Origin of the sequence: Streptomyces sp. NPDC060049, assembly GCF_042736715.1 — a bacterium.
Taxonomy (GTDB): Bacteria; Actinomycetota; Actinomycetes; order Streptomycetales; family Streptomycetaceae; genus Streptomyces.
On sequence record NZ_JBHWVV010000026.1, the window covers coordinates 2,933 to 22,255 of the forward strand.

Annotated in this window: 19 protein-coding genes; 6 read left to right on the plus strand and 13 right to left on the minus strand. The window is 69.5% G+C overall.

Features of this window, described 5'->3' with window-relative positions; translation table 11 throughout:
* Nucleotides 1-317: 317 nt before the first annotated feature.
* Complete coding sequence (locus tag ACFWBY_RS33615; RefSeq protein WP_385342313.1) at nt 318-1,508, plus strand: integrase; 1,191 nt, start codon at nt 318-320, stop codon at nt 1,506-1,508.
* Nucleotides 1,509-2,729: 1,221 nt separating this feature from the next.
* Here the strand turns inward: ACFWBY_RS33615 and ACFWBY_RS33620 are convergent.
* The 11 genes from ACFWBY_RS33620 to ACFWBY_RS33670 all read right to left on the minus strand — a co-directional run bounded on the left by ACFWBY_RS33620 (nt 2,730) and on the right by ACFWBY_RS33670 (nt 13,666).
* Nucleotides 2,730-3,008, minus strand: coding sequence for a DUF6959 family protein (locus ACFWBY_RS33620; protein WP_385342315.1), 279 nt, complete (start codon nt 3,006-3,008; stop codon nt 2,730-2,732).
* Between the two features lie 764 nt (nt 3,009-3,772).
* Complete coding sequence (locus ACFWBY_RS33625) at nt 3,773-4,027, minus strand: LexA family protein (RefSeq protein WP_385342316.1); 255 nt, start codon at nt 4,025-4,027, stop codon at nt 3,773-3,775.
* The gene (locus tag ACFWBY_RS33630; RefSeq protein WP_385342318.1) at nt 4,024-4,254 is read right to left on the minus strand and encodes a hypothetical protein; all 231 of its coding nucleotides are present in this window, start codon (nt 4,252-4,254) and stop codon (nt 4,024-4,026) included. Before ACFWBY_RS33630 ends, ACFWBY_RS33625 begins: the two co-directional genes overlap by 4 nt.
* Before the next feature lie 87 nt (nt 4,255-4,341).
* Complete coding sequence (locus tag ACFWBY_RS33635; protein ID WP_385342319.1) at nt 4,342-4,605, minus strand: hypothetical protein; 264 nt, start codon at nt 4,603-4,605, stop codon at nt 4,342-4,344.
* A gap of 149 nt (nt 4,606-4,754) precedes the next feature.
* Nucleotides 4,755-5,993 carry a PP2C family protein-serine/threonine phosphatase gene (locus ACFWBY_RS33640; RefSeq protein ID WP_385342321.1) on the minus strand — a complete coding sequence of 413 codons (1,239 nt, stop codon included), beginning with the start codon at nt 5,991-5,993 and terminating at the stop codon, nt 4,755-4,757.
* Nucleotides 5,994-6,716: 723 nt separating this feature from the next.
* Entirely contained in the window at nt 6,717-8,270 is a 1,554-nt protein-coding gene (locus tag ACFWBY_RS33645) for a type VI secretion protein (RefSeq protein ID WP_385342323.1), read from the minus strand.
* A 1-nt stretch (nt 8,271) separates the two neighbouring features.
* Nucleotides 8,272-9,792, minus strand: a complete 1,521-nt coding sequence (locus ACFWBY_RS33650) for an SCO6880 family protein (RefSeq protein ID WP_385342325.1) — start codon at nt 9,790-9,792, stop codon at nt 8,272-8,274.
* Between the two features lies 1 nt (nt 9,793).
* The gene (locus tag ACFWBY_RS33655) at nt 9,794-11,590 is read right to left on the minus strand and encodes a hypothetical protein (RefSeq protein WP_385342326.1); all 1,797 of its coding nucleotides are present in this window, start codon (nt 11,588-11,590) and stop codon (nt 9,794-9,796) included.
* 43 nt (nt 11,591-11,633) lie between these two features.
* Entirely contained in the window at nt 11,634-12,413 is a 780-nt protein-coding gene (locus ACFWBY_RS33660; RefSeq protein ID WP_385342328.1) for a hypothetical protein, read from the minus strand.
* Between the two features lies 1 nt (nt 12,414).
* Nucleotides 12,415-12,756, minus strand: coding sequence for a hypothetical protein (locus ACFWBY_RS33665; RefSeq protein ID WP_385342330.1), 342 nt, complete (start codon nt 12,754-12,756; stop codon nt 12,415-12,417).
* 16 nt (nt 12,757-12,772) lie between these two features.
* The gene (locus ACFWBY_RS33670; RefSeq protein WP_385342332.1) at nt 12,773-13,666 is read right to left on the minus strand and encodes a hypothetical protein; all 894 of its coding nucleotides are present in this window, start codon (nt 13,664-13,666) and stop codon (nt 12,773-12,775) included.
* Nucleotides 13,667-13,954: 288 nt separating this feature from the next.
* On the opposite strand from ACFWBY_RS33670, the gene ACFWBY_RS33675 reads away from it, so the two are divergent.
* Both ACFWBY_RS33675 and ACFWBY_RS33680 read left to right on the plus strand, forming a co-directional pair.
* Entirely contained in the window at nt 13,955-15,073 is a 1,119-nt protein-coding gene (locus ACFWBY_RS33675; RefSeq protein WP_385342334.1) for an NlpC/P60 family protein, read from the plus strand.
* Complete coding sequence (locus tag ACFWBY_RS33680) at nt 15,073-15,666, plus strand: hypothetical protein (RefSeq protein WP_385342336.1); 594 nt, start codon at nt 15,073-15,075, stop codon at nt 15,664-15,666. Before ACFWBY_RS33675 ends, ACFWBY_RS33680 begins: the two co-directional genes overlap by 1 nt.
* A gap of 84 nt (nt 15,667-15,750) precedes the next feature.
* On the opposite strand, the gene ACFWBY_RS33685 is transcribed toward ACFWBY_RS33680, so the two are convergent.
* Nucleotides 15,751-15,912, minus strand: coding sequence for a hypothetical protein (locus tag ACFWBY_RS33685; RefSeq protein ID WP_385342338.1), 162 nt, complete (start codon nt 15,910-15,912; stop codon nt 15,751-15,753).
* Between the two features lie 247 nt (nt 15,913-16,159).
* Between ACFWBY_RS33685 and ACFWBY_RS33690 the strand changes: the two genes are divergently transcribed.
* The 3 genes from ACFWBY_RS33690 to ACFWBY_RS33700 all read left to right on the plus strand — a co-directional run bounded on the left by ACFWBY_RS33690 (nt 16,160) and on the right by ACFWBY_RS33700 (nt 18,538).
* Nucleotides 16,160-17,191: a hypothetical protein gene (locus ACFWBY_RS33690; RefSeq protein WP_385342340.1), complete on the plus strand. Its 1,032-nt coding sequence runs from the start codon at nt 16,160-16,162 to the stop codon at nt 17,189-17,191.
* Nucleotides 17,192-17,474: 283 nt separating this feature from the next.
* Nucleotides 17,475-17,840, plus strand: a complete 366-nt coding sequence (locus ACFWBY_RS33695) for a hypothetical protein (protein WP_385342342.1) — start codon at nt 17,475-17,477, stop codon at nt 17,838-17,840.
* Nucleotides 17,837-18,538 (plus strand): nucleotidyl transferase AbiEii/AbiGii toxin family protein, encoded by a 702-nt coding sequence (locus ACFWBY_RS33700; RefSeq protein WP_385342344.1) that lies wholly within the window; start codon nt 17,837-17,839, stop codon nt 18,536-18,538. The genes ACFWBY_RS33695 and ACFWBY_RS33700 overlap by 4 nt, the downstream gene beginning before the upstream one ends.
* A gap of 112 nt (nt 18,539-18,650) precedes the next feature.
* Here ACFWBY_RS33700 and ACFWBY_RS33705 read toward each other — a convergent pair.
* Nucleotides 18,651-19,323 (minus strand): tetratricopeptide repeat protein (locus ACFWBY_RS33705; protein WP_385409743.1); only part of this gene is annotated, 673 nt, incomplete at its 5' end.

Genomic DNA, 19,323 nt, shown 5'->3' on the forward strand with positions numbered 1-19,323 from the left:
CCGCGCGGGCCGGCCGCGCCCCCGGGGGGCGGCCCGCCCCGGGGCCCCCCCCCCCCCGGGGGGCCCCCCCCCCCCCCCCCCCCCCCCGGGGGGGGGGCCGCCCCCCCCCCCCCGGGGGGGGGGGGCGCCAACGACCCGGACGGATCCTGCCGCGACGTCGAGACCTCCCTTAAACGTTCATGCCTGGCCCGCAGGACCTTGACGGGCCCTCCGCGGGGCGCACGAGGGAGCATCCTCGTGTCACCGTCGCCTCACCCTCGTATAAATTCCCTTATACAAGGGTGGTTGCGCAGGAACGATCGTCAGGGGAGGGGCGCATGAGTGAGGATCAGCAGTCTGCGGTGGACGCCATGGACAGCGAGGTCGTCGAGGCCGAAATCGTGGAAGCCGAACTGCTGCCGGCGACCGTCAGCTCCCAACGGTCGGTGAGGCCGCTCGTCGACCGACACACGATCCTCTACCCAGGGGAGCCCGTCCCCACGGAGGCGGACACACCTACCTACACCCGCGCGGACTTCGAGGTGTCCGCGGGCACGGCGGAGCGCCTGCGCGATCGGGCCGCACCCGCCAACACCAACCGCAACTACACCAGCCAGCGCAAGAACTTCGCCGAGTGGTGCGAGGCGATGGGCCGGGTCGCGCGACCCTGCACCACGGCCACGTATGTGGAGTGGGTCGCAGGGCTCATCGCCCGCGAAATGGCACCGAACACCATCCGCACGTACATGTCGGGCGTCCGCATGTGGATGCCGGAGGACCGCCGCCCCGGGACGACCGAAGCCCGGGGGATGCTGGCCGAGTACCGCAAGGAGTGGGGCAAGCGGAACCGCGTCCGCAAGGCGCCGGCGATCACCGATCCGATGCTGCGCGCCATGGTCGACACCTGCGACCTGCGCTCACCCGCCGGGCTGCGGGACCGATGCGCGCTCCTGGTGGGCCGGGGGGCGCTGAACCGCCGCATCGAACTGGCCGACCTGGACCTCGACGACGTCGGCGTCGAGGACAGCGGGGTCGACCTGTGGATCGCCTTCTCCAAGACCGACCAGGAGGGCAAGGGCGAGAGCACCTTCATCCCGGCCGACCCGGCGGACCCGCGCTACGACCCGGTCGCCGCCGTCCGGGACTGGCTGAACTGCCTGCACCGCATGGGCGTCCACGAGGGCCCGCTGATGCGCGCCCTCACCTCCAAGGGCAGGCTCCAGAACCGTTCCGCAGCCACCGTCCGGGGCGCCTACGTCACCGGCGACGCCCTCAACGACTGGGTCCGCCACCGCGCGTACCTCGCCGGCCTGCCCGCCTGGCACCTGATCACCTCGCACGGCCTGCGCCGCGGCGGAGCCCAGGAAATCGCGGACGCGGGCGGCGACCCGACCCAGCAGGGCCGCTGGAAACCAGGCTCAGCCACGGTAAAACGCGAGTACCTGGACCGAGCCCAATCCCGCGCCGAAAACCCCTGGCACCAGGTCCAGGCGGCCCGCCAAACCCAGGCTGTCCATCCCCGGCAGTAGCCAACGAACCGCCCGAACGGTGTCCCGCGGCGGACCGCGGATTGCCTGCGAGGAGCGTATAGGCGCCGATCCTCGCCTCCCGCATCAACCTTTGCGGTGCGATATCAGCAGGATGCCATAATCTGAATCCCGATCCTGGCGGACCTCCAGCACCGGAAATTCCGCTAGGAGATCCCTGACAGAGTTGAGACGGAAAACCATGACGGGCCGTCAGTTATTCGACGGCCCGTCATGGAAGATCTAAATTTGGTCACCGGTGCAACCTTAGTCGATCTCAGTTCACTCCAAAATTCCAGTAAGCGCAGCACGTCCCTTACGCTTCCATCAATCTCAGAACGGTACACGGTCGAGCCTGAGTCAGGGAGCAGTCGTCGGCTCGACACGGGTGAACCTGTCACTGAATGAGCACACCTCGTCAAAATCGATCGAGATGCAGAGCGATGAACCACCCTTAAGCACACTCAGCACAATGCTGCAGTCACCCTGTGGGATATCTTTGAAGGACCCCCGGGGCTCCCTTCGTCAACATCGAATCCCCATTTTCCCGCGCTGCACCACTCGGACAACCCTGAGCGAGTGAGGGGTCGAGCTGCAGTCCCTGGGAAGGGAACGTATGGTCCGCCCCAAAGACCCCTCTGCTGCTCGAACAGCCCGGGTGTACGTCTCGCAGAGCTATCACTAACACCGGATTTGGTACGCGGCCCGCTCGGTCTACCACAGTTCAAGTTGTGTCCGACTGCGGGGCGAATGTACCTTCCGTGCGACCCGGCCTCGGCTGTTCAAGGTCGAGGTGCGGGGCACTCCTGGAGGGTCACGTTCCGCAGCGATGACCCGGACCGGCGCCACGCCTCCCGTAATGGCGCGGCGCAGATGATGGCCGAAAACATCCGGCAAGCGCCTGATGACGTCCGACGCTCGGTCGCGATTCTCGTTTACCGTGTCGCCAATGAAGCCGAGCGGCGAGGATGTCGGGTTGGCAAGCGTTGTGGATCCGCCAGCACGGGTAGGCGTGCAAGGCCCGGGCCTGGACCGTGCGATTCGGATCGTTTTATTTGGCCGGCTTACCAGCCTTTCAACCTCAGCGTCAAGAACCCTTGAAGCCCCACCGACCACGTTCGGTGGGGCTTCATCGGCAGTATCGGAACTCCTAGCTGGCTGAAGCTACCGTTCCAACACCATTTTCGCGAGAACCATCCAAAGGTCCTTTATGGTGAATACCGATTACGGAGCGTACGGCAGCTTGAATCCATACGAGCGGGAAGCATCTTCATATACCGACAGCATGCCCGAAATGACAGATTCGATCTCAGCCAAGGGGAACCGAGCCTCTTCGGCGTCTCCCGCATCGAGATTCTCGGAAAGCTCCTGCAAGAGACCTTGTAGAATCTTCAGAGAATCGCCTTGAATCGCTGCAGCGGGAAATCTCCTCCCCTCGACCTGAACTACCGCATAGTTCCCTGCGATTTTTAGCACGGCGGCTGTTCCTTCTTGATGGTTCACTATTGTCCTCCTATATTCGCAGGATGGAATGTAATAAAAGGCTCGCCGGGTATTAGGGGTTTTTTGTTGAATATATCAATTCGCCGGTCAGGGCCTAGGGTTACATCACCCTTGGGGAGGGACCCCTTGATCCTACCCATCGTCCGGCTGTTGATTCCAGTAATTACGTAGTCCCAGTCCGATAGGGAGTGATGCCCGAGAGGGTTTGCGGGTGACTTAGGTCCGATAACCCTACTGCCCACTACCGATATAGTGACATTGCGACTGTTGGCGGCGTTTTGAATCCTTGTGATCTCGGATACGGTGAGGCTTTCTATGTACGCGCCGTTTCCGACCGTCGGCGGCTTTGGCACTTTAGGCCCGAAAGGGATAGCCGCCACAGCGATGGCGGCCACCTGGGCATCACTTCCGCCAAGGTCGAACCCCTGGCGAGTGGCCCACCTGTCGAACGCATCACGCGATCCGCGCCCTCGGGGGCACTTGGGATCCACAGCGCGCCATCGGAGTTCTGCACGACCACGGCCACACGTGGGAAGACCAGCGGGCAGCGGAAAAGCGGGTCCGGCAGATCCTGCGAGACCTCTGCACGGACGGGCTCATCGTCAAAACCGACCCTCAACGGGCTGTCTACGACCTCGTGTAGAAGTAGGGCCGGGGACGCGACGGTACCCAACAGGTACAACGCGACCGCGGAAGCGGGCCTCATGACCATCCAGAGCCCGGCGTGCTCGGCCTTGCATGCCTACAGGTACCGGGCGAGAGGCTCAGCGGCGCTTGCGCGGGACCACTTCGACCGGGCTCGCGAGCCAGCTCACCGCCATGGGAGTCAGCTCCACCGTCGTCCACGCCGAGCCACTCCGTCGCAGGAATCTCTTCTTCTCCAGCTGACCCAACTGGTAGAACGCACTGCTGGAGCTGGACAGCCCCACCCTCTCGCCAAGGTCCCGGACCGTTAGGCCGGTGCCGGTCTCGGCGATGGTCTCCAGGATGAGCCGTTGCCTGGCAGTGATCCGGATCATGCTGCTCTCGCCCACCGGTGTGCGCGCGCTTGGCGGCGGAGCTCGACGCGGCTCGCCGTCGAGCCCGCCCAGAAGGGGTGCGTCTCGATCGCGCACGAGAGTTGGATCAGCCGCCGTCGGCAGGCAGTGGTACCGGGGTGCGCGGGTTGACGGGCCAGTTCCTCGTACGTGCACAGCCAGGCGGACTGCAGCAGCACGAGATCGTCGGGGAAGCGGATGGGCGTCATCCACTAATTCAATCGTATGTTCGATTTATTTCGCGAACCCGTCTGGGTGACGGAGACGGCAGGCCTGCGTGCACCGCACCGGAGCGCCTAGAACTGGGCCCTGTCGGTGCTCTTCACCCGCTCGCAGGCGACGCGGTCGATGGCCTCGAAGCGGACGCAGCTCCTGTCTTCGGATTCCCACTGGGTCCGGTTCCAGGTGTAGCTGAGGGTCTTGCCCACGCGGGTCGCCGTCGCGGGGTTCGTGTCGAAGCGGTAGTAGCGGTAGAACTTCCCGTTCACGTACAGCAGCACCTGCCGCGCCTTCACACCCTTGCCCGGGTTGGTCCAGATCGCGGTGGGCGTGTTCCACACATTGCTGCCCTCCAACCGGACACAGGCCTGCGGGCCGGAGGAGTGGTGCGTACAGGAACTGGAGTGCCGTTTTCCACGCGTACGACGACCCACGGGGCGGCGCCCGCCCGCGAGCCGCGACGGCGTACCGGTTGTCGGCCGCTGTGTGGTCAGAGGCGGAGGATGACCAGGGCGGTGTCGTCGGTGATGCCGACGGGCGGGATCAGGTCGGTCAGGAGGGCGTCGGCGAGCTGGTCGGGGTCGGCGGTGCGGTGGCGGGTGAGGGAGTCGGCGAGCCGGTGGAGGCCGGTGTCGATGTCCTCGTGGCGGCGCTCGATGAGTCCGTCCGTGTAGAGGGCGAGGATGGAGCCGTCGGTGAAGGCGGTCTGGCTCTGGGGGCGGGGTACGTGCTCGGGGCGGGCTCCGAGTGGGGGGTCGGTCGCCTGGTCGAGGAACGTCACGGTGCCGTCCGGGTGGCAGAGCAGGGGTGGCGGATGGCCCGCGCTGCTGTAGGTGAGGGTGTGGCCGGCCCAGTCGACGAAGACCGAAACGGCGGTGGCGGACTCCGCGCCGTCGACGTGGCGGGCGTACAGGCCGAGCACTTCGAGGGCCTGGGCGGGACCTGCCGCTACCCGGGAGGCGGCGGACAGGGCGCTGCGGAGCTGACCCATGACGCCGGCGGCGGGCAGTCCGTGGCCGACGACGTCACCGACGGCGACGGCGGTGTGGCCGCGGTGGGGCAGCTCGGTCAGGTCGATCAGGTCGTACCAGTCACCGCACACGTTGAGGGAGCCGGTGGCGGGCCGGTAGCGCACTGCTGCGCGGTGGCCGAGCGGGCCGGGTGCGGGCAGCATCGCCTGCTGGAGGTGGAGTGCCACTTCGCGTTCGCGGGCGTGGGCGTCGCGCAGGCGCTGGTTGAGCTCCTGGAGTTCCCGTGCGCGGGTGTAGAGCTCTGCTTCCAGGACTCGGGCGCCGTCACCGCCGCTGCGGGTGCCGCGGGCGCGGATGAGCTCGGTGACCTCCTCCACCCGGTGCAGCACCAGCGCCACGGCGCCGTCCGGACCGGGCACGGGGACGTTGACGGGGCTCCAGTACCGCTCCTCCCACACCCCCGGCCGGTCGGGGTCCTCCACGTCGTAGCGCTGCAGTGCCATGGTGTCGCTTTCCCCGGTGGAGGCGACCCTGCGCAGGGACGCGTGCAGGTTGCGCATGCCGCTCGCGTCGGGGTCGTCGGGGTTGTCGGGGAAGACGTCGAACAGGTAGCGGCCCACCACCTGCTCGCGCGTGCGGCCCGACAGCGACAGGTAGGACTCATTGGCTTCGACGACCACCAGGTCCGGGGTCATCAGGGCGACGGCGCCCGGCAGGGCGTGGAAGACCCTCTCGAAGTCGATGTCGGAAGTGCCCACGCTCCACCTGCCCGGCGAGACTGCTTCGATCTTGTACTCCTCTCACCATAGGCAGGACGGGCCTGTACGGCCCGGCGGAACGCACCGACGCATTTGAGGAGCGGAATTGCCTCGGGGACCAAGAGGCGCGGCGCACCCTCCCGTCACCCCCTCCACCGGCTGCGCTCCCTCCGGAAGCGGCAGCGGCCAGGGCCTCCTCCACAGCGGCGCGTTCAGTTCGGCTTGCCTGCGGCCGAGCTCGGCGGCCGCAGGGTGGGTGGGCGGGGCGCTCGTCGTGTCGGGGCGTCAGGTACGGCTCGAAGGCGTCGCCGCCGGGCGGCGGGGGACGATGAGCGGCGGTTCCCGGTGCGGTGTCGGCCAGAGGTCTGCCGGGTTAAGAGGGCCGGATGTGCGCGGCGAACGACCCGACGGAGCGGGTCGACCGGCTCACCGCCGGCCCACGGCCTGCGGACCAAGTTCTTCGCGGCGGCTCCGGGTGGTGTGCTCGACCTTCGCACCGCCCCATTGGGCGCCGCCTGTCTTCCCAACGCTGTGCGAACTGCCGACCCATCCGTTGCCGGCGAGCAGCCCGGCGAGCAGCCCGGCGAGCGGTCCGGCGAGCGGTCCGGCTGGCAGGACGGAGCCGCCGACCGTGACGATTGGGCCGGCTCCGTACGCGGCGCGGCGAGCAGCGTGTTGTCGGCGAGTCCGGCGGCGGACGGGCCGGAGTCGCGCTCGGGCATGTCAGATCACCATCTTCTCGTCGGTCTCGAAGAGGCGTTCCTCGGTGCGGGAGAGGATCAGCTGGACCGCGTGCGACCCGCCCCCGCGGCCGACTTTCCACAGCGCTCGGCCGCGCTGGCCGGCGCCCCAGGAGCCGATGAGGTTGCATTCGGAGTCGGTCAGTCCGATGGCCTCGCGGGTGATCTGGAGGGGCCGGGTGTCCTGGGCGAGCTGGATGCGGGTCTCGCAGGAGGCGATGAGGTCGCGGGCGATGGCGACGGCCTCGGAGCCGGCCGCGCCCACGGACTCGAAGTCGGAGAGACGGTGGGTGGCCAGGACCTGAATGGTGCCGGTGGCGCGGGACAGGCGCAGGTCGGCGTCGATCTTCTTGACCATGGTGGCGCCGCCGGAGCGCATCTGGCGCCACAGTTCGTCGCGTACGACGATCCAGGGCCGCTGGCCTGGCTGGTCGATGGCCGACTGCGCCCATGTGGAGACGCAGGACAGGACCATGGCGACGGTCTCGTCGCCGTACTCCTGCAGGGCGGAGATGTCGACGGACTGGATGGGGGCGTCCCAGTCCAGGTCGATGGAGGTCGCCTCGTCGAAGAGGCCGCCGAGGTGGCCCGTGACCATGCCGCCGAGGGCTGAGCGGATGGAGGCCATCTCCTCGCGCGCCCGCTGGATGTCGCCGTCCCGGATGCGGAGCTCGCGGGCCATGGCGTCGGTGGGGTCGCGCAGCCGGTCGTAGACGAGGGGGAGGGTGGGGACGGCGAAGCGGGTCGTGCCGTGGAGCTCGCCGGTGACCTCGCGTACGGCGACGTCGAGGGCTTCCTCCTCCTGGGGCTGGAGGGTGCGGCGCAGCTGGAGTTCGAGGAGGGCTTTCAGCAGCGTGAGGCGGCGGCGGTGGATCTCGGTGAGCCGGCCCTTGAGCTCGGCCGGGTCCTTGATCAGGTCGAGGCCGGCGCCGAGCGGGCCCGCGTCCAACGGGTTGAGGCGACCGGGCAAGCCCGGGCCCAGGCGTACGGGTTCCACCCCGAGGTGGCGGCACATCGCCTGGTACTCGCCCTTGACGTCGCCGGCGATGAGCGTGCGGTGGCCGAACGCCATCAGGCGGAGGGAAAGGGCTTTGACGTGCGCGGACTTACCCGACCCCGGGATCCCGGTGACCATGACGTTCGGGTTGGTGCACAGCCCTTCTTGTACCCAGACCGCGGGGTGGGCGCTGAAGGCTTCGGTGGTCAGGACGTTGCGGCCGATGTACGCGCCGATGGGCGGCAGGCTCGCCGCGTGCAGGTACGGGTACATCCCGGCGGCGTTCGCGGTGTCCGCGCGGACGACTTCGGTACGGGGCAGCGTGGCGGCCCGCCCCGCGAAGGGCTGCGTCCAGCCCTTCCTCGGGGCCACCCGCATCGCGGTCTCGGGGTCTTCGAGGAGGCGGGCGCGGCGCTGCTCGCGGGCGGTCCGCTGCTGCGGGACGGGTACGGGCGGGCGGTCGGCGATGCCGGCGGCCTCGTCGATGCCGATGGCTTCGAGGAGGGTGTCGCCGGCGGGGCGGCGGGAGAAGAGGCCCATGTCAGAACCCCATCCGGCGGTCGGGCAGGCCCTGGCCGAGTGGCAGGGCGCCGGTGGCGAAGCCGGTGTCCTGGGCGCCCCACATGCGGCGTACCTCCAGCCCGGAGGCCGCGGCGTCCGCCTGGAGTTCGGCGCAGGCGGTCTCCAGTTCGTCGAGCTCGGTGACGGTGACGGTGAGGACGGCCGTCATCCGCAGGACGCCCTGCCCGGAGGCGCGAGCGACGTCCTGCGCGCGGGAGATGGCCTCCTCGCGGCGCTCGTCCTCGCTCTCGTCCCGGCCCGACTTGGCGCGCAGGTGGCGGGCGGAGCTGCGCTTGGCCTTGTCACGGGCCAGTTCCTGGCGGGCGCGGCGCGGGCCGATGGGCTCGTAGAGGAGGGTCATCGCCCGGCGGGCGTTCTGCCGCGGGCGCAGCAGCGGCTGGAGGATGGTCGCGTACACGGCGGCCTGGGGCCAGGTGCGGACCTGGTAGGACACCGACCAGGCGCCGTCGTGCCGGTAGACGCCCCAGGCGGTCTCGGTGGCGGCCGGGCCGGCGAGGTCCACGTCGACGCCGGGCGCGGTGCCCGTCCAGCCCGGGACTTGGGCGGCGGCGCCCCGGGTGGCGAGCATCTGCTGGGCCTCGGGGTCGTACGCCGTCCGCACGGTCGCGGCCACCTTGCGGGGCGGGAGCCACTCGACGACCTGCAGGCTCGCGGTCGACAGGGCCTGGCCCATGGCGTGCAGTTCGCGTACGAGGACGGCCGCGGCCCCGATCTGCCCGCCGCCGGCGCCCTTGATGGCCAGGCGGGCCCGGGCGGAGGACAGCGTCACCGTCAGGTACGTCTCGCGGGTGGCCGCGGCGGGCCCTGCGCCGTCCATCAGCTCTGCCAGCGCGGTCACCGCGGCGGCCGGCGCGTCTGCGGTGACGTGGCGGGCGGTCCAGGAGGCCAGGGCGGCGCCGTCGTCGGGCAGGCACCGCTGGTGCACGGCGATCCGGGTGACGGGGGAGTCCTCGGTGCAGTACGAGCGCAGGAACTGCGCCCACGCGGCGACCCGGCCGGCCTGCCTGTCGGTGTCGACCAGGGCCAGGCCGGGGAAGGTGATGCGGGCGATCGCGCTGTAGGTGCCGGCCACGGGGTCGTGGACGACGCCGAGCTGCCCGCCGAGCCCGTCGGGGGCCTCGAGGATCCGCAGGCGGGCCAGGATGCCGGGAAGGTCCATGGGCTGGCGGCCGGTCTTGGCGGAGCGCGGAGCGAAGGCGCCGGAGAAGAAGAGGTTGCGTCGGGTAGCCACGGAGATCTGGTGCCTTACTGCGAGAGAGATCCACTCGTCGGCGCTGAGCCCGGCGACCCGCCCGAAGGCCAGCGCGAGCAGGAGCAGGGCGATCGGTACGCACACGAACGCGGCCTGCCAGCCGACGTTGAACGGCAGGAGCGCGAGGAGGGAGGCGGCGGCGACCATGGCGAAGCCCGGTCCGGACAGGCGCCCCATGAAGCCGGTCGTCTCGGACTGCCAGCCTCCGTAGGAAACGGGGTGTGACATGTCATCGCTCGCTTCGGAGGGTCGGGGCCGGGTCAGTTGGCGTCTCGGCGCCCGCCCCGACCGGCGCGGGCACGGGGCCCTCGACGCGGCGCGGGGCGATCACGACGTGCCGTCCGCCGCCTCCGCCCTGGTCGAGGCCCGCGTGGGCGGCCGTACTGGACGGCCAGGACTCCATGGAGTCCTTGCCGGCGGCCAAAACCTGCAGGCCGAAGGCGGCCGCGCCCAGTGCCTTGCCGCCGAAGCGAGCGGCGGGCTTGGCGGCGCCGCCACCGCCCGCACCATCAACTGGAGCGGCCGTGGGGGCGGAGTTCTCGGATTCGAGGGCCTTGGTGTAGCCGGATCCTCCGCCGACCGCGCCGGCGCCGCTGGGGTCGGGCCGCATACCGCCGGGGGACGAGGCGGCAGAGGAGCCGGCCGAGCTGAGCCAGCTGGACACCATCGCGCTACCCGAGCCGTTGGTGGTGAAGACCATGAACTTTGCGAGCGCGGGCCAGCAGAAGCAGGCCGCGAGGAACATGACGAAGCCGACGAGCATGTTCTGCACGCCCGCGCCCTCGGTCATGGCAAAGGTGCCGATGGAGAAGACTCCGACGATCGCGGGCTTCATCAGGACCAGGGAGATGAAGGCGTTGCGGGCCTTGGGCCACCACTCGGACGTGGCGTCGGACAGCTGACCGGCCAGCGTGATGGGCATCGTCGCGATGATGATCATGATGCCGACCTGGCGCATAAGCATCTCCACCCACAGGGCGGCGATCGCCAGGATGCAGACGATGCCCATGACGATGACGACGCCGACCGTCGAGGTGGCGACCGTATCGCCGGAGATGAGGGCGCCGCCGATGGTGGCGGTTCCGCCGCCACCGGTGATCAGGCCTCCGAAGAGCTTGCCGAGCTGCTGCTGCATGGCCTGCGTGGCCTGCGTGGCGGAGTCACTGCCACTGCCACTGCCACTGCCACTGCCGTTGAAGGTCTTGTTGATGATCCAGGTCGACACGGCGTCGGACCACTCCAGAGCGGTCTGTGCCACGGTCCAGTAGACGGATGAGACGAGCGCCCATTTGGCCAGGCCGACCAGCACTGTCGCGGCCGGCTCACCGCTGTTGCTGATCGCGACCTTTCCGAACTGGATCAGCACGAGGAACACGGCGAGGACCGCGGACAGCTCGATCATCATCAGGGTGAACTTCGCGATGCCGGTGTCGCTGAGCTTGATGGTGGAGAAGTCGTTGAAGAGCGTCGCGAACTCCGACAGCAGCCAGACGACCGACTTCCCGATGGAGGACGCGGCCTCCTTCAGCGCATTGGAGGCGAACTCGGAGAACTTCTTCCCAACCCAGCCCAGCGGCCCCTTGGTGGGCACCCCGAACCTGCCCTTGGCCTCGGCCCGACACACCGAGAACGGCTTCCCGTCCTTCACGACGCAGGCGGTGAGGTCCTCGTTCATCGGCTCGTAGTTCTTCCACTGCTTGTCGGGGAAGTCCTTGCGCCACTGCTCCAGCTGACGAAGCTCGGCTTCCCTCGCATGCTCGGGGGAGCAGTCCCTGGCGCCGTTGCCGTCCTCGGCCTCACAGATGGGGAGGTTGCCGGGCAGCTCGCCCGCGTCCGCCCGACGGCATAAGGCTCGATCGTCGATCCGGTCAAGCAGGCAGTACCTCCCCCTTGAGTCGATGCCGACCGTCTCCTGACCCCACTCCTTGGGGATGGGGTCCGGTGGTCCGACGGAGGCGTGGTACTTCGGATCGTCGGCCGCAACCGCGAGGGACAGAGTGGCACCTGCGCTCAGGAAAGAGAGCAAGGCGCAGAGCAGGACAAGGGCACGGGCTGCATGCTGGACACGGCTAGCTGGCATGGCGGACCTGGACCCATCCGTCATTCCAGGCAAATGGGCTCGTGGGCTCGTAGGCGACGGGGAAGGAGCTCAGGGAATTGAACTCGTCGGTGAACTTCCAGGCCCCGTCCTGCCACTTCACGATGAAGTCGACGGTATCTCCGCGCAGCGGATTCTCGTCGCGGCCGCCCTTGGGGCCCGTGGCGAAGCGGTCGTAGGAAAGCCAGACCTGCATGACATCACCAACCGGAAGACCTGGAGCTTTGACGGTGGTAGCCCGTGTGGCGTGCACAGCCGTGGTGAAGGTGATGTCGGCCGGGATCCCGCCGGAGGGGGGCAGGCCGAGTGCTTCGCGCATGGCGCGGATCTCGGAGACCCGCTCGTCGACGAAACCGGGCGAGTCCTTGGAAGCCACGGCGGTCAGCTGCTGAGAGGCCTTCACGTCATCGAGCCATTCGTACTCCTCCCAAAAGTAGACGACGGCCGAGATTCCACCGCTCGGAGAGCCGGGGAATCCGGTGGACACGCCGTCCTTCTGGCCAGTGGGCTTCCGCAGCGTGGTCTTCTTCCCCTTCTCCGGGGTCATCGGACCGTCGGCGTATGCACCGGTGCCCGTGGGCGCGGGTGCGATGGGGGACGGGCTGGCGGCCGCCTGGGGCTGCCCCTTGTCGTCCTGCATCAAGGTGGCCGCAGTGAATCCGCCGGCGACCAGCAGGGCGGCCACCGCGATGGCGACCGCGACGAGAACGAATCGAGCTCTGCGGGCCTTGAGCCCGTGCGACGAGTCCACTTCACACGCTCGTCATGGTGAACACGGCCAGGACCAGCGAGGACGTCAGGCCGATGCCGCCCGCGCCGATCAGGCTCCACAGCACGCTCTGCTTGCCCCGGGCGGCCAGCGCGGCGCGCTCGGTGTTGTGGCCGACCGCGACCAGGGCCCAGCCGCTGAGCCCGCCCAGCACGGCGAGCGCGAGGCCGCCGCCGGCGGTCCAGGCCAGGATCGTCTTGACCGGGTCCTTGACCTCGCTCGGCAGCGATGGATCGAAGTCGGGGACGGGGCTGACACCACCCGCGAAGTAGGTCACTCCGGGGTCGGTGGCAAGGGTGTGCAGGCTCATCAGGAACTGGCTCATGTTCGGTGATTCCTCGTCAGACGGCAGGGACTGCAACGGCGGGTACTGAAACGGCGGGGAGCGGAGCGGGCTGCGGAGCTACGGGCAGCGGGTCGCCGAAGGAGGCGTGGGCGGCGGCGAGCACGGCGGTGGCCAGCTCGCGGGCCGCCTGGCGGGTGCGCTGGCGGATCCGGGCCGGCTGGGCCTGGAGTCCGTGGGCACGGATGTCCGCGTCGTGGGGAAGGTGGACCACGGCGGCAGTACGGGCGGAGAGCATCGTGGCCGCGGCCCGGACCACGGCGGGCGGCCGGCCGTCGGCGGTGGCGGCCAGGACGACGACCGATCGGTGCAGGGGCAGGCCTTCGGCGTGCAGCACCATCACAGCCTGCTGAAGGAGCTGTATGCCGTCGGCGGTGGCCTGGGCACACAAGACGGGGACGGCGAAGGGCAGGTCGCACCAGCCGCGGGTCAGGCTCGGGGATCCGGAGTACCGGGCCGCGAGGACGTCGTGCGCGATCGGGTGGGCGGTGTCCGCGACGAGGGCCTGCCATCCGCCGGCGGCGGCCAGTTGGTACCAGGCAGCGGGCCGGGACGGCAGGTCCAGCGGGGTGGCGTGCCATTCGCGCCCGTCGGTCAGCACGCTCCAGTCGCCCGCAGGGCCGCGCCGCCGTGCCGTCGCAGCACGGATGTGGCCTCGCGTGGCGGGTCGGTCGGACGGGAGCGCGACGAGACCGGCTCCCTGGGTCGCCTCGGCTGCCTCTCCGGTCCAGGTCGGCCAGGGAGAGGCGAGGCGGGGTGCGAGGTCCAGCACGACGGTGTCGGCCGTAGTCGCCACTTCGTCGGCGAGAAGGTGCGCGACGGTGGATCGCGCGCTGCCACCGGTCGCGGCCATCACCGGAACGACGAGGCGAGCGGTCTCGGATAACACCACGGGTGCCGAGTCGCCCTTTCCACCCATTGAATCCCCCCAGGACGGCAACGCAAGCCGTCACTAAAAATATGAAATTCACACACTCGACGACTCGAAGGCGAAAAGAGTCGGCGCTTCACGCCGACCGGAGGCCGACAGCTGAAGGCTATTCAGCGGCGACCCCGGCAAGCCGAAATGGCATAGTGTCACGATCCGCCACGCGATCGCAGGGTGATCAATTCAGGCCCCTGCGGCCCGAATTGATCTCTATGGACGCACATCAGAGCGAATGCAGACGAGGAGGGCCTGGTGGGGGGAAAGCGGTGGCTGGGAGTGGCTGCTGCGGGGGCGGTCGCCACGCCGCTGGCGTTGGGGATCGGTGTGGTGATGCTCGCCGCCGCGTTCGCCGAGGACGACAGCAAGGGCCGCGATGTCGGGACCTGGCCGACGGCGGGCACGCTCAGGATCGGCGGGGCCGACGGCGTACCGGCCCCGTACGCCCCGCTCATCCTGGCCGCTGCAGCCGCATGCGATCAGGGGCTGCCCCCTGCGATCCTGGCGGCCCAGTTGTGGGCGGAGTCCCATTTCGACCCCACGGCGATCTCCAGGGATTCCGCCGACAGGCCGGTCGCGTACGGGATATCGCAATTCATCCCCGCGACCTGGGCCAGTCAAGGCGTCGACGGTGATGGTGACGGCGACAAGGACGTCATGGACCCGAAGGACGCGATTCCCGCGCAGGGGCGCATGATGTGCGGCCTGCTGAAGAGGGCGAATGCGCACCCCGAATACAGTGGATCGGCCATCGAGAAGGCCCTGGCCGGCTACAACGCCGGCTGGGGCAGGGTCGAGGAGTTCGGCGGCGTCCCGCCCGCGAGTTTCGCCGAGGGGCAGACCTACAACTACGTCAGAGCGATCCTGGCCCGGTCGGTGAAGTACACCGCTTCGGGTGACGCCGGCGAACCGGTCGAGCTGTCGGCCGACTTCGAGCTCCCGCCGGACACACCGCACCAGGTACGCACCGCCGTGTCCTGGGCCCTGGCCCAGAAGGGCGGCTGGTACCGGCTCGGCGGAGACTGCACCGACGCCCTCGGGACGGACGCGCGGCACTGGTGCGACTGCTCCTCCCTCATGCAGCAGGCGTACAAGGCGGCAGGGATCGCGATCCCCCGAGTGACCTTCGACCAGATCGACCTGCCCCTCCGGGTCGCCCTGGACAGCCCGAAGCCCGGCGACCTGGTCTTCAACGCCGGCTCCGACGGTTCGCCCTCCAACCCGGGGCACGTCGGCATGTACATCGGATCCGGCATGCTCATCGAGTCCCCGCGTACGGGGGTCCGCACGCGGATCGTGCCGTACAGCAGCTGGCGGAACTCGACGAACCACATGACCCGGGTGACCGGCATCCGCCGGGTGGTGGCCTGGTGATGACGACCGGCACGAGCACGGGGACTTCCCTGCATGACCAGGCCCAGGCCCTCTTCCGCCCCTGGGGCGTCGTCGACCCGAAGTTCTGGGTGGGTGCGGAACACGAAGGGGCCGCCGTCTTCCCTGCCGCGGCCCCTGCCCCTGCTGCCGTCCATGCCGCTGCCGCTGCCGTCAGCGGAGACGTTGCCGACCGGCTGGCCGCCATCCAGGCGGTCGCGTCCGTCGATCTCGTCCGTGCGCACGGTCTCGCCGAGCGACTCGACGCGGAGACCACCGCCGCCCGGAGCGAAGGACACATCGAGACGGTCCGGGTCCGGGAGCTCCGCGCCCACCTTGCCCTTCTGACCGGCGACCATGAGATCGCCTTGGGCTGGTACCTGCATGTCGTCCGCCTGCACACCGCGCTCCACGGTCCGCAGCACAGCGAGACCGTCCTCGCGGTCCGCCGGGCGTACAGCCTGTGGAAGGCCCTGCCGGCCCGTGACGCGGTCCGCCTCGCCGGGGACCTGGTTGCAGCCTGCACCGCGGTGCGGGGCGTAGGGGAGGAGGCCGTCCGCCGTGTACGGGAGGATCTCCGGCAGCTTCAGGTGTAGCCGCGCTGCACCTCCACCGCGACGGGAGACGGTCCCGTCGGGGCCGGCGGAGGGCGCGCCGTAAGCGCCCTCCGCCGGCCGGCGCTACGCCATGAGCTGGTGCAGGCCGAGGATGGTCGCGCCGGCGGCGCCGAGTCCCGGCAGCAGGCCCGCCATGGCCAGGACGAGAGCCCCGGCCGTGAATCCGGCGAGGAGGATGATCGCCCAGCGCTGTGGCAGCAGCTCGGGCCCGTTGGTGTTCGCCACTACTGTTTCTCCTTGCAGAGTTCTCTGAGCAGGCGGCCCCGGCTGGTACCCGGGGCCGTTCGCGTTCCGTGCGAACGGCGAGCCGCCGAGCCCGTGTTGAGCGGGCACAACACCAATGATCAGAGGGCCGGACGGCCCGTTTCGAGAACTCGATCAACGTTTTGATCCGGGCATAAGGCCTTTCGCGGAGTACCTTATAGGCGGATCAAAACAGTGGGATCAAAACGCTGGAAACTGGGGGCGGTCCATGGCTGATGCGCGGGAGACGAACGCGCGCAGACTGCGCCGGCTGGCGCAGATGCGGAAAACCGACTCGGTCACGGGAGCGTGCAAGGCCCTGCAGGACATATGGGAGACCGGCAGGAAGCCGGACTCGATCGTCCTGCGCAGCAGCCTGCTTCAGGTATCCGAAGAGCGGTCGCGTCTCACCAAGCTGGTCCTGCCCAAGGGGATCGCGCTGCGCTTCTACCTGTTGGCGGCCTTCGAAGCCCAGTGTCGGCTGAACGTGGGGGAGACCTGGAAGAACACCCTGCCCCTATCGGGTCGCGGATCGTGGTCGGACCTGGTCGCCATCGACGGGGCGTACGACACCGACTCGGCGACGTACATGCGGGGCACCGTGGGCAGCAGGAAGTTGGAGACTCTGCGGCTGCAGCAGATCAAGGGGGCTCTGAGGACCCTGGAGGAACTCGGAAGTGAACACGCCCTCGTCACCATGCCCCGGGGAAAGAGCGGGCAGCGGGAGTACAAGAAGTTCTTGCTGATGAACGAGAGCGGGCGAGGTGGAAACCAGACCCCGGACGCCTACACCGTCCCGGCCAGGCACTGGAAGGCAGTCAGGACGATCGCCATCCCCGCATCCTTCTTCCTGAAAGGCTGGATCCAGGTACTCAACCCCTCCGAGGTCGCCACCTGGCTCATCCTGAGAATGCTGAGCAGATGGGCGCCCGACAAGCACCGCACGTCGGGCGTTTACCTCTACGGCAAGGACCGCCTGGAAACGTTCGGCCTGCGCGACGACGCCTGGGAGGACGGCTGTCAGCGCCTGCGAGAGTTCGGGCTGATCCGCTTCGCCCAACCCCCGGACATCCCCCCGCAGACCCCCGCGGCGCTGAGGGTGCTGTTCTCCCAGCCAACACGCCCCCGCCGGCGATACGAGCCGCACTACTGGCAGGTGACCGACCAGGGGCTCAACGAGGACGCCGCGAAGAGGCTCGACCAGGAACTCACGCTCCGCCAGCAGGGCCTCGACACGGCCGCCAAGCAGCGGGCGCAGTAGCGTCCCTGAGCGCCCTCCGCGCCTGAGCGCCCTCCGCGCCTCGGCAAGCCGCTGCAGGGCTGCCTTCCCGCGTCGGCAGACGGTTGGGATCGACGGGCCTACTCGCCGCTCAGCGACTCCGTGCAACCGGGAACGCCCGGCCAGGCGACAGCGGCGTGCGTACGCGGATGGCGGCAGCAGGCGTAGCCCGGCTCGGCCGTGCGCAGGATGCTCGGGGCGGCCAGCGGGGCGGTACGCGCGTCTGCGGTACCGGGGACGGGCGGGACGCGGGATAATCGGGTTCATGGTCATGCTCTCCTCCAGCAGCGCGGCGCCCTCGGCGGCCGAGGTGCTCCATGCCCGGTACGCGAGCCGGCTGCCGGCCTCGCTGAAAGAGCTGGCGGGGCCCCGGCACGGGGTGGTCGAGCTGCCGCTGCACGTCGCATGGTCCGGACTGCGCGCCTACGACCTGGACCGCCCGCGGCTGCGCATGGGCCTCTACCGCACCGTCTTGGCCGAGGGGCAGCACGAGGACCTCGTAGCCCTGCTGAACCGCGAGCTCCTCCTGGCGCAGTGGTCCGTCCTGCGCACCCTGGTCAGCAGGCACCTGCGGGAGGTCTGGGAGGACGCGTTCCCCGAGCTCGCGGCTGCGGGGTCCGCCGCCGCGTGAAGCTGAGCGACCTGCACCGCCGACTCCTCGCCACCGTGATCGACATCGGGGCTCCGTATCCCCTCGTGATCACCGGCGGGTACGCCGTCCAGGCCCACGGCCTCGTCGAGCGGCTGAGCCAGGACCTCGACGTCGCCACCGAGAACCCCGCCCCCATGGCGGAGATCGCCGCCGGCCTCGAGCAGGGCCTGGCGGCGCGGGGCTGGCAGGTGCGCGTGATCGCCGTGGATCCGCTGTCGGCGCGGTTGATGGTCGTCGACTCGGACACCGGCGAGGAGTGTGAGGTCGACGTCCTCAAGGAGCACTTCTGGAACCCGCCGGAGCTCACCGAGTACGGGCCGGTCCTGGCCTTCGACGCCGTCATCGGTACGAAGGTCCGCGCCCTGGCCGACCGCGGGGCCGCCCGCGACTTCATCGACGTCCACGCGGCGTCCCGCCACCGCACCGCCGGTGAGCTCGAACGCCTCGGCGAGCGGCACGGCCGCGACGAGTTCCGCCTGCAGGACCTCCGCGACCGACTGGCCGGAGCGGACTGGGCGGACGACGACGAGTTCGCCGCCTACGGACTCACCGAGGACCAGACCGCCGAGCTGCGCACCTGGGCCCGGCGCTGGGCCGACGACCTCGACCAGCGTCTGCACGACCACGACCACGACCATGGCGACGACGGCGACGGCGACGGCGATCACGGCGTCTGAGCGCGCGTGCTCACCCCGGCGCCCAGCGCCCGGCGCCCAGCGCCCGGCGCCCAGCGCCCAGCGCCCGGCCCCGCGCATGGCTTTCCTAAGCCTGCTGGACTCGGGCTGTCTTTCATCTGCTGCGCAGCCAGGAACGAACCTCTAGTGACCGATCAAGTTCGCTTTGGTGGACGTCGGGGCGGAGCCGAGCCAGCTCCCGCCGGATCTCTACGGCCTCGGTGATCGCGGCCAGTGCCTCCTCCAGCCGCTCCAGACCCCCCAACCGGATCGCAAAGTTGTGCAAACTCGTGGCGAGGTTGGGCAGGAAGGCGTCGGGGCGAACGCGGGCCAGCTCCCGGTACACGTCCACGGCCTCCGTGATCGCAGCCAGTCCTTCCTCCCGTCGGCCCAGATCCCCCAAATGGCTGGAGAGGTTGTTCAGGACCGTGGCGAGGTCGGGCAGGAAGACGTCGGGGCGCAGCCCGGCCAGCTCCCGCCGGATCTCCACGGCCTCCGTGATCACGGCCAGTCCTTCCTCCCGTCGCCCCAGATCCCCCAAATGGCTGGAGAGGTTGTTCAGGACCGTGGCGAGGTTGGGCAGGAAGGCGTCGGGGCGCAGCCCGGCCAGCTCCCGGTACGCGTCCACGGCCTCCGTGATCGCAGCCAGCGCCTCCTCCAGCCGCCCCAGATGCTCCAACCGGACGGACTGGTTGTTCAGACTGGTGGCGAGGTCGGGCAGGAAGGCGTCGGGGCGCAGCCCGGCCAGCTCCCGCCGGATCTCCACGGCCTCCGTGATCGCAGCCAGT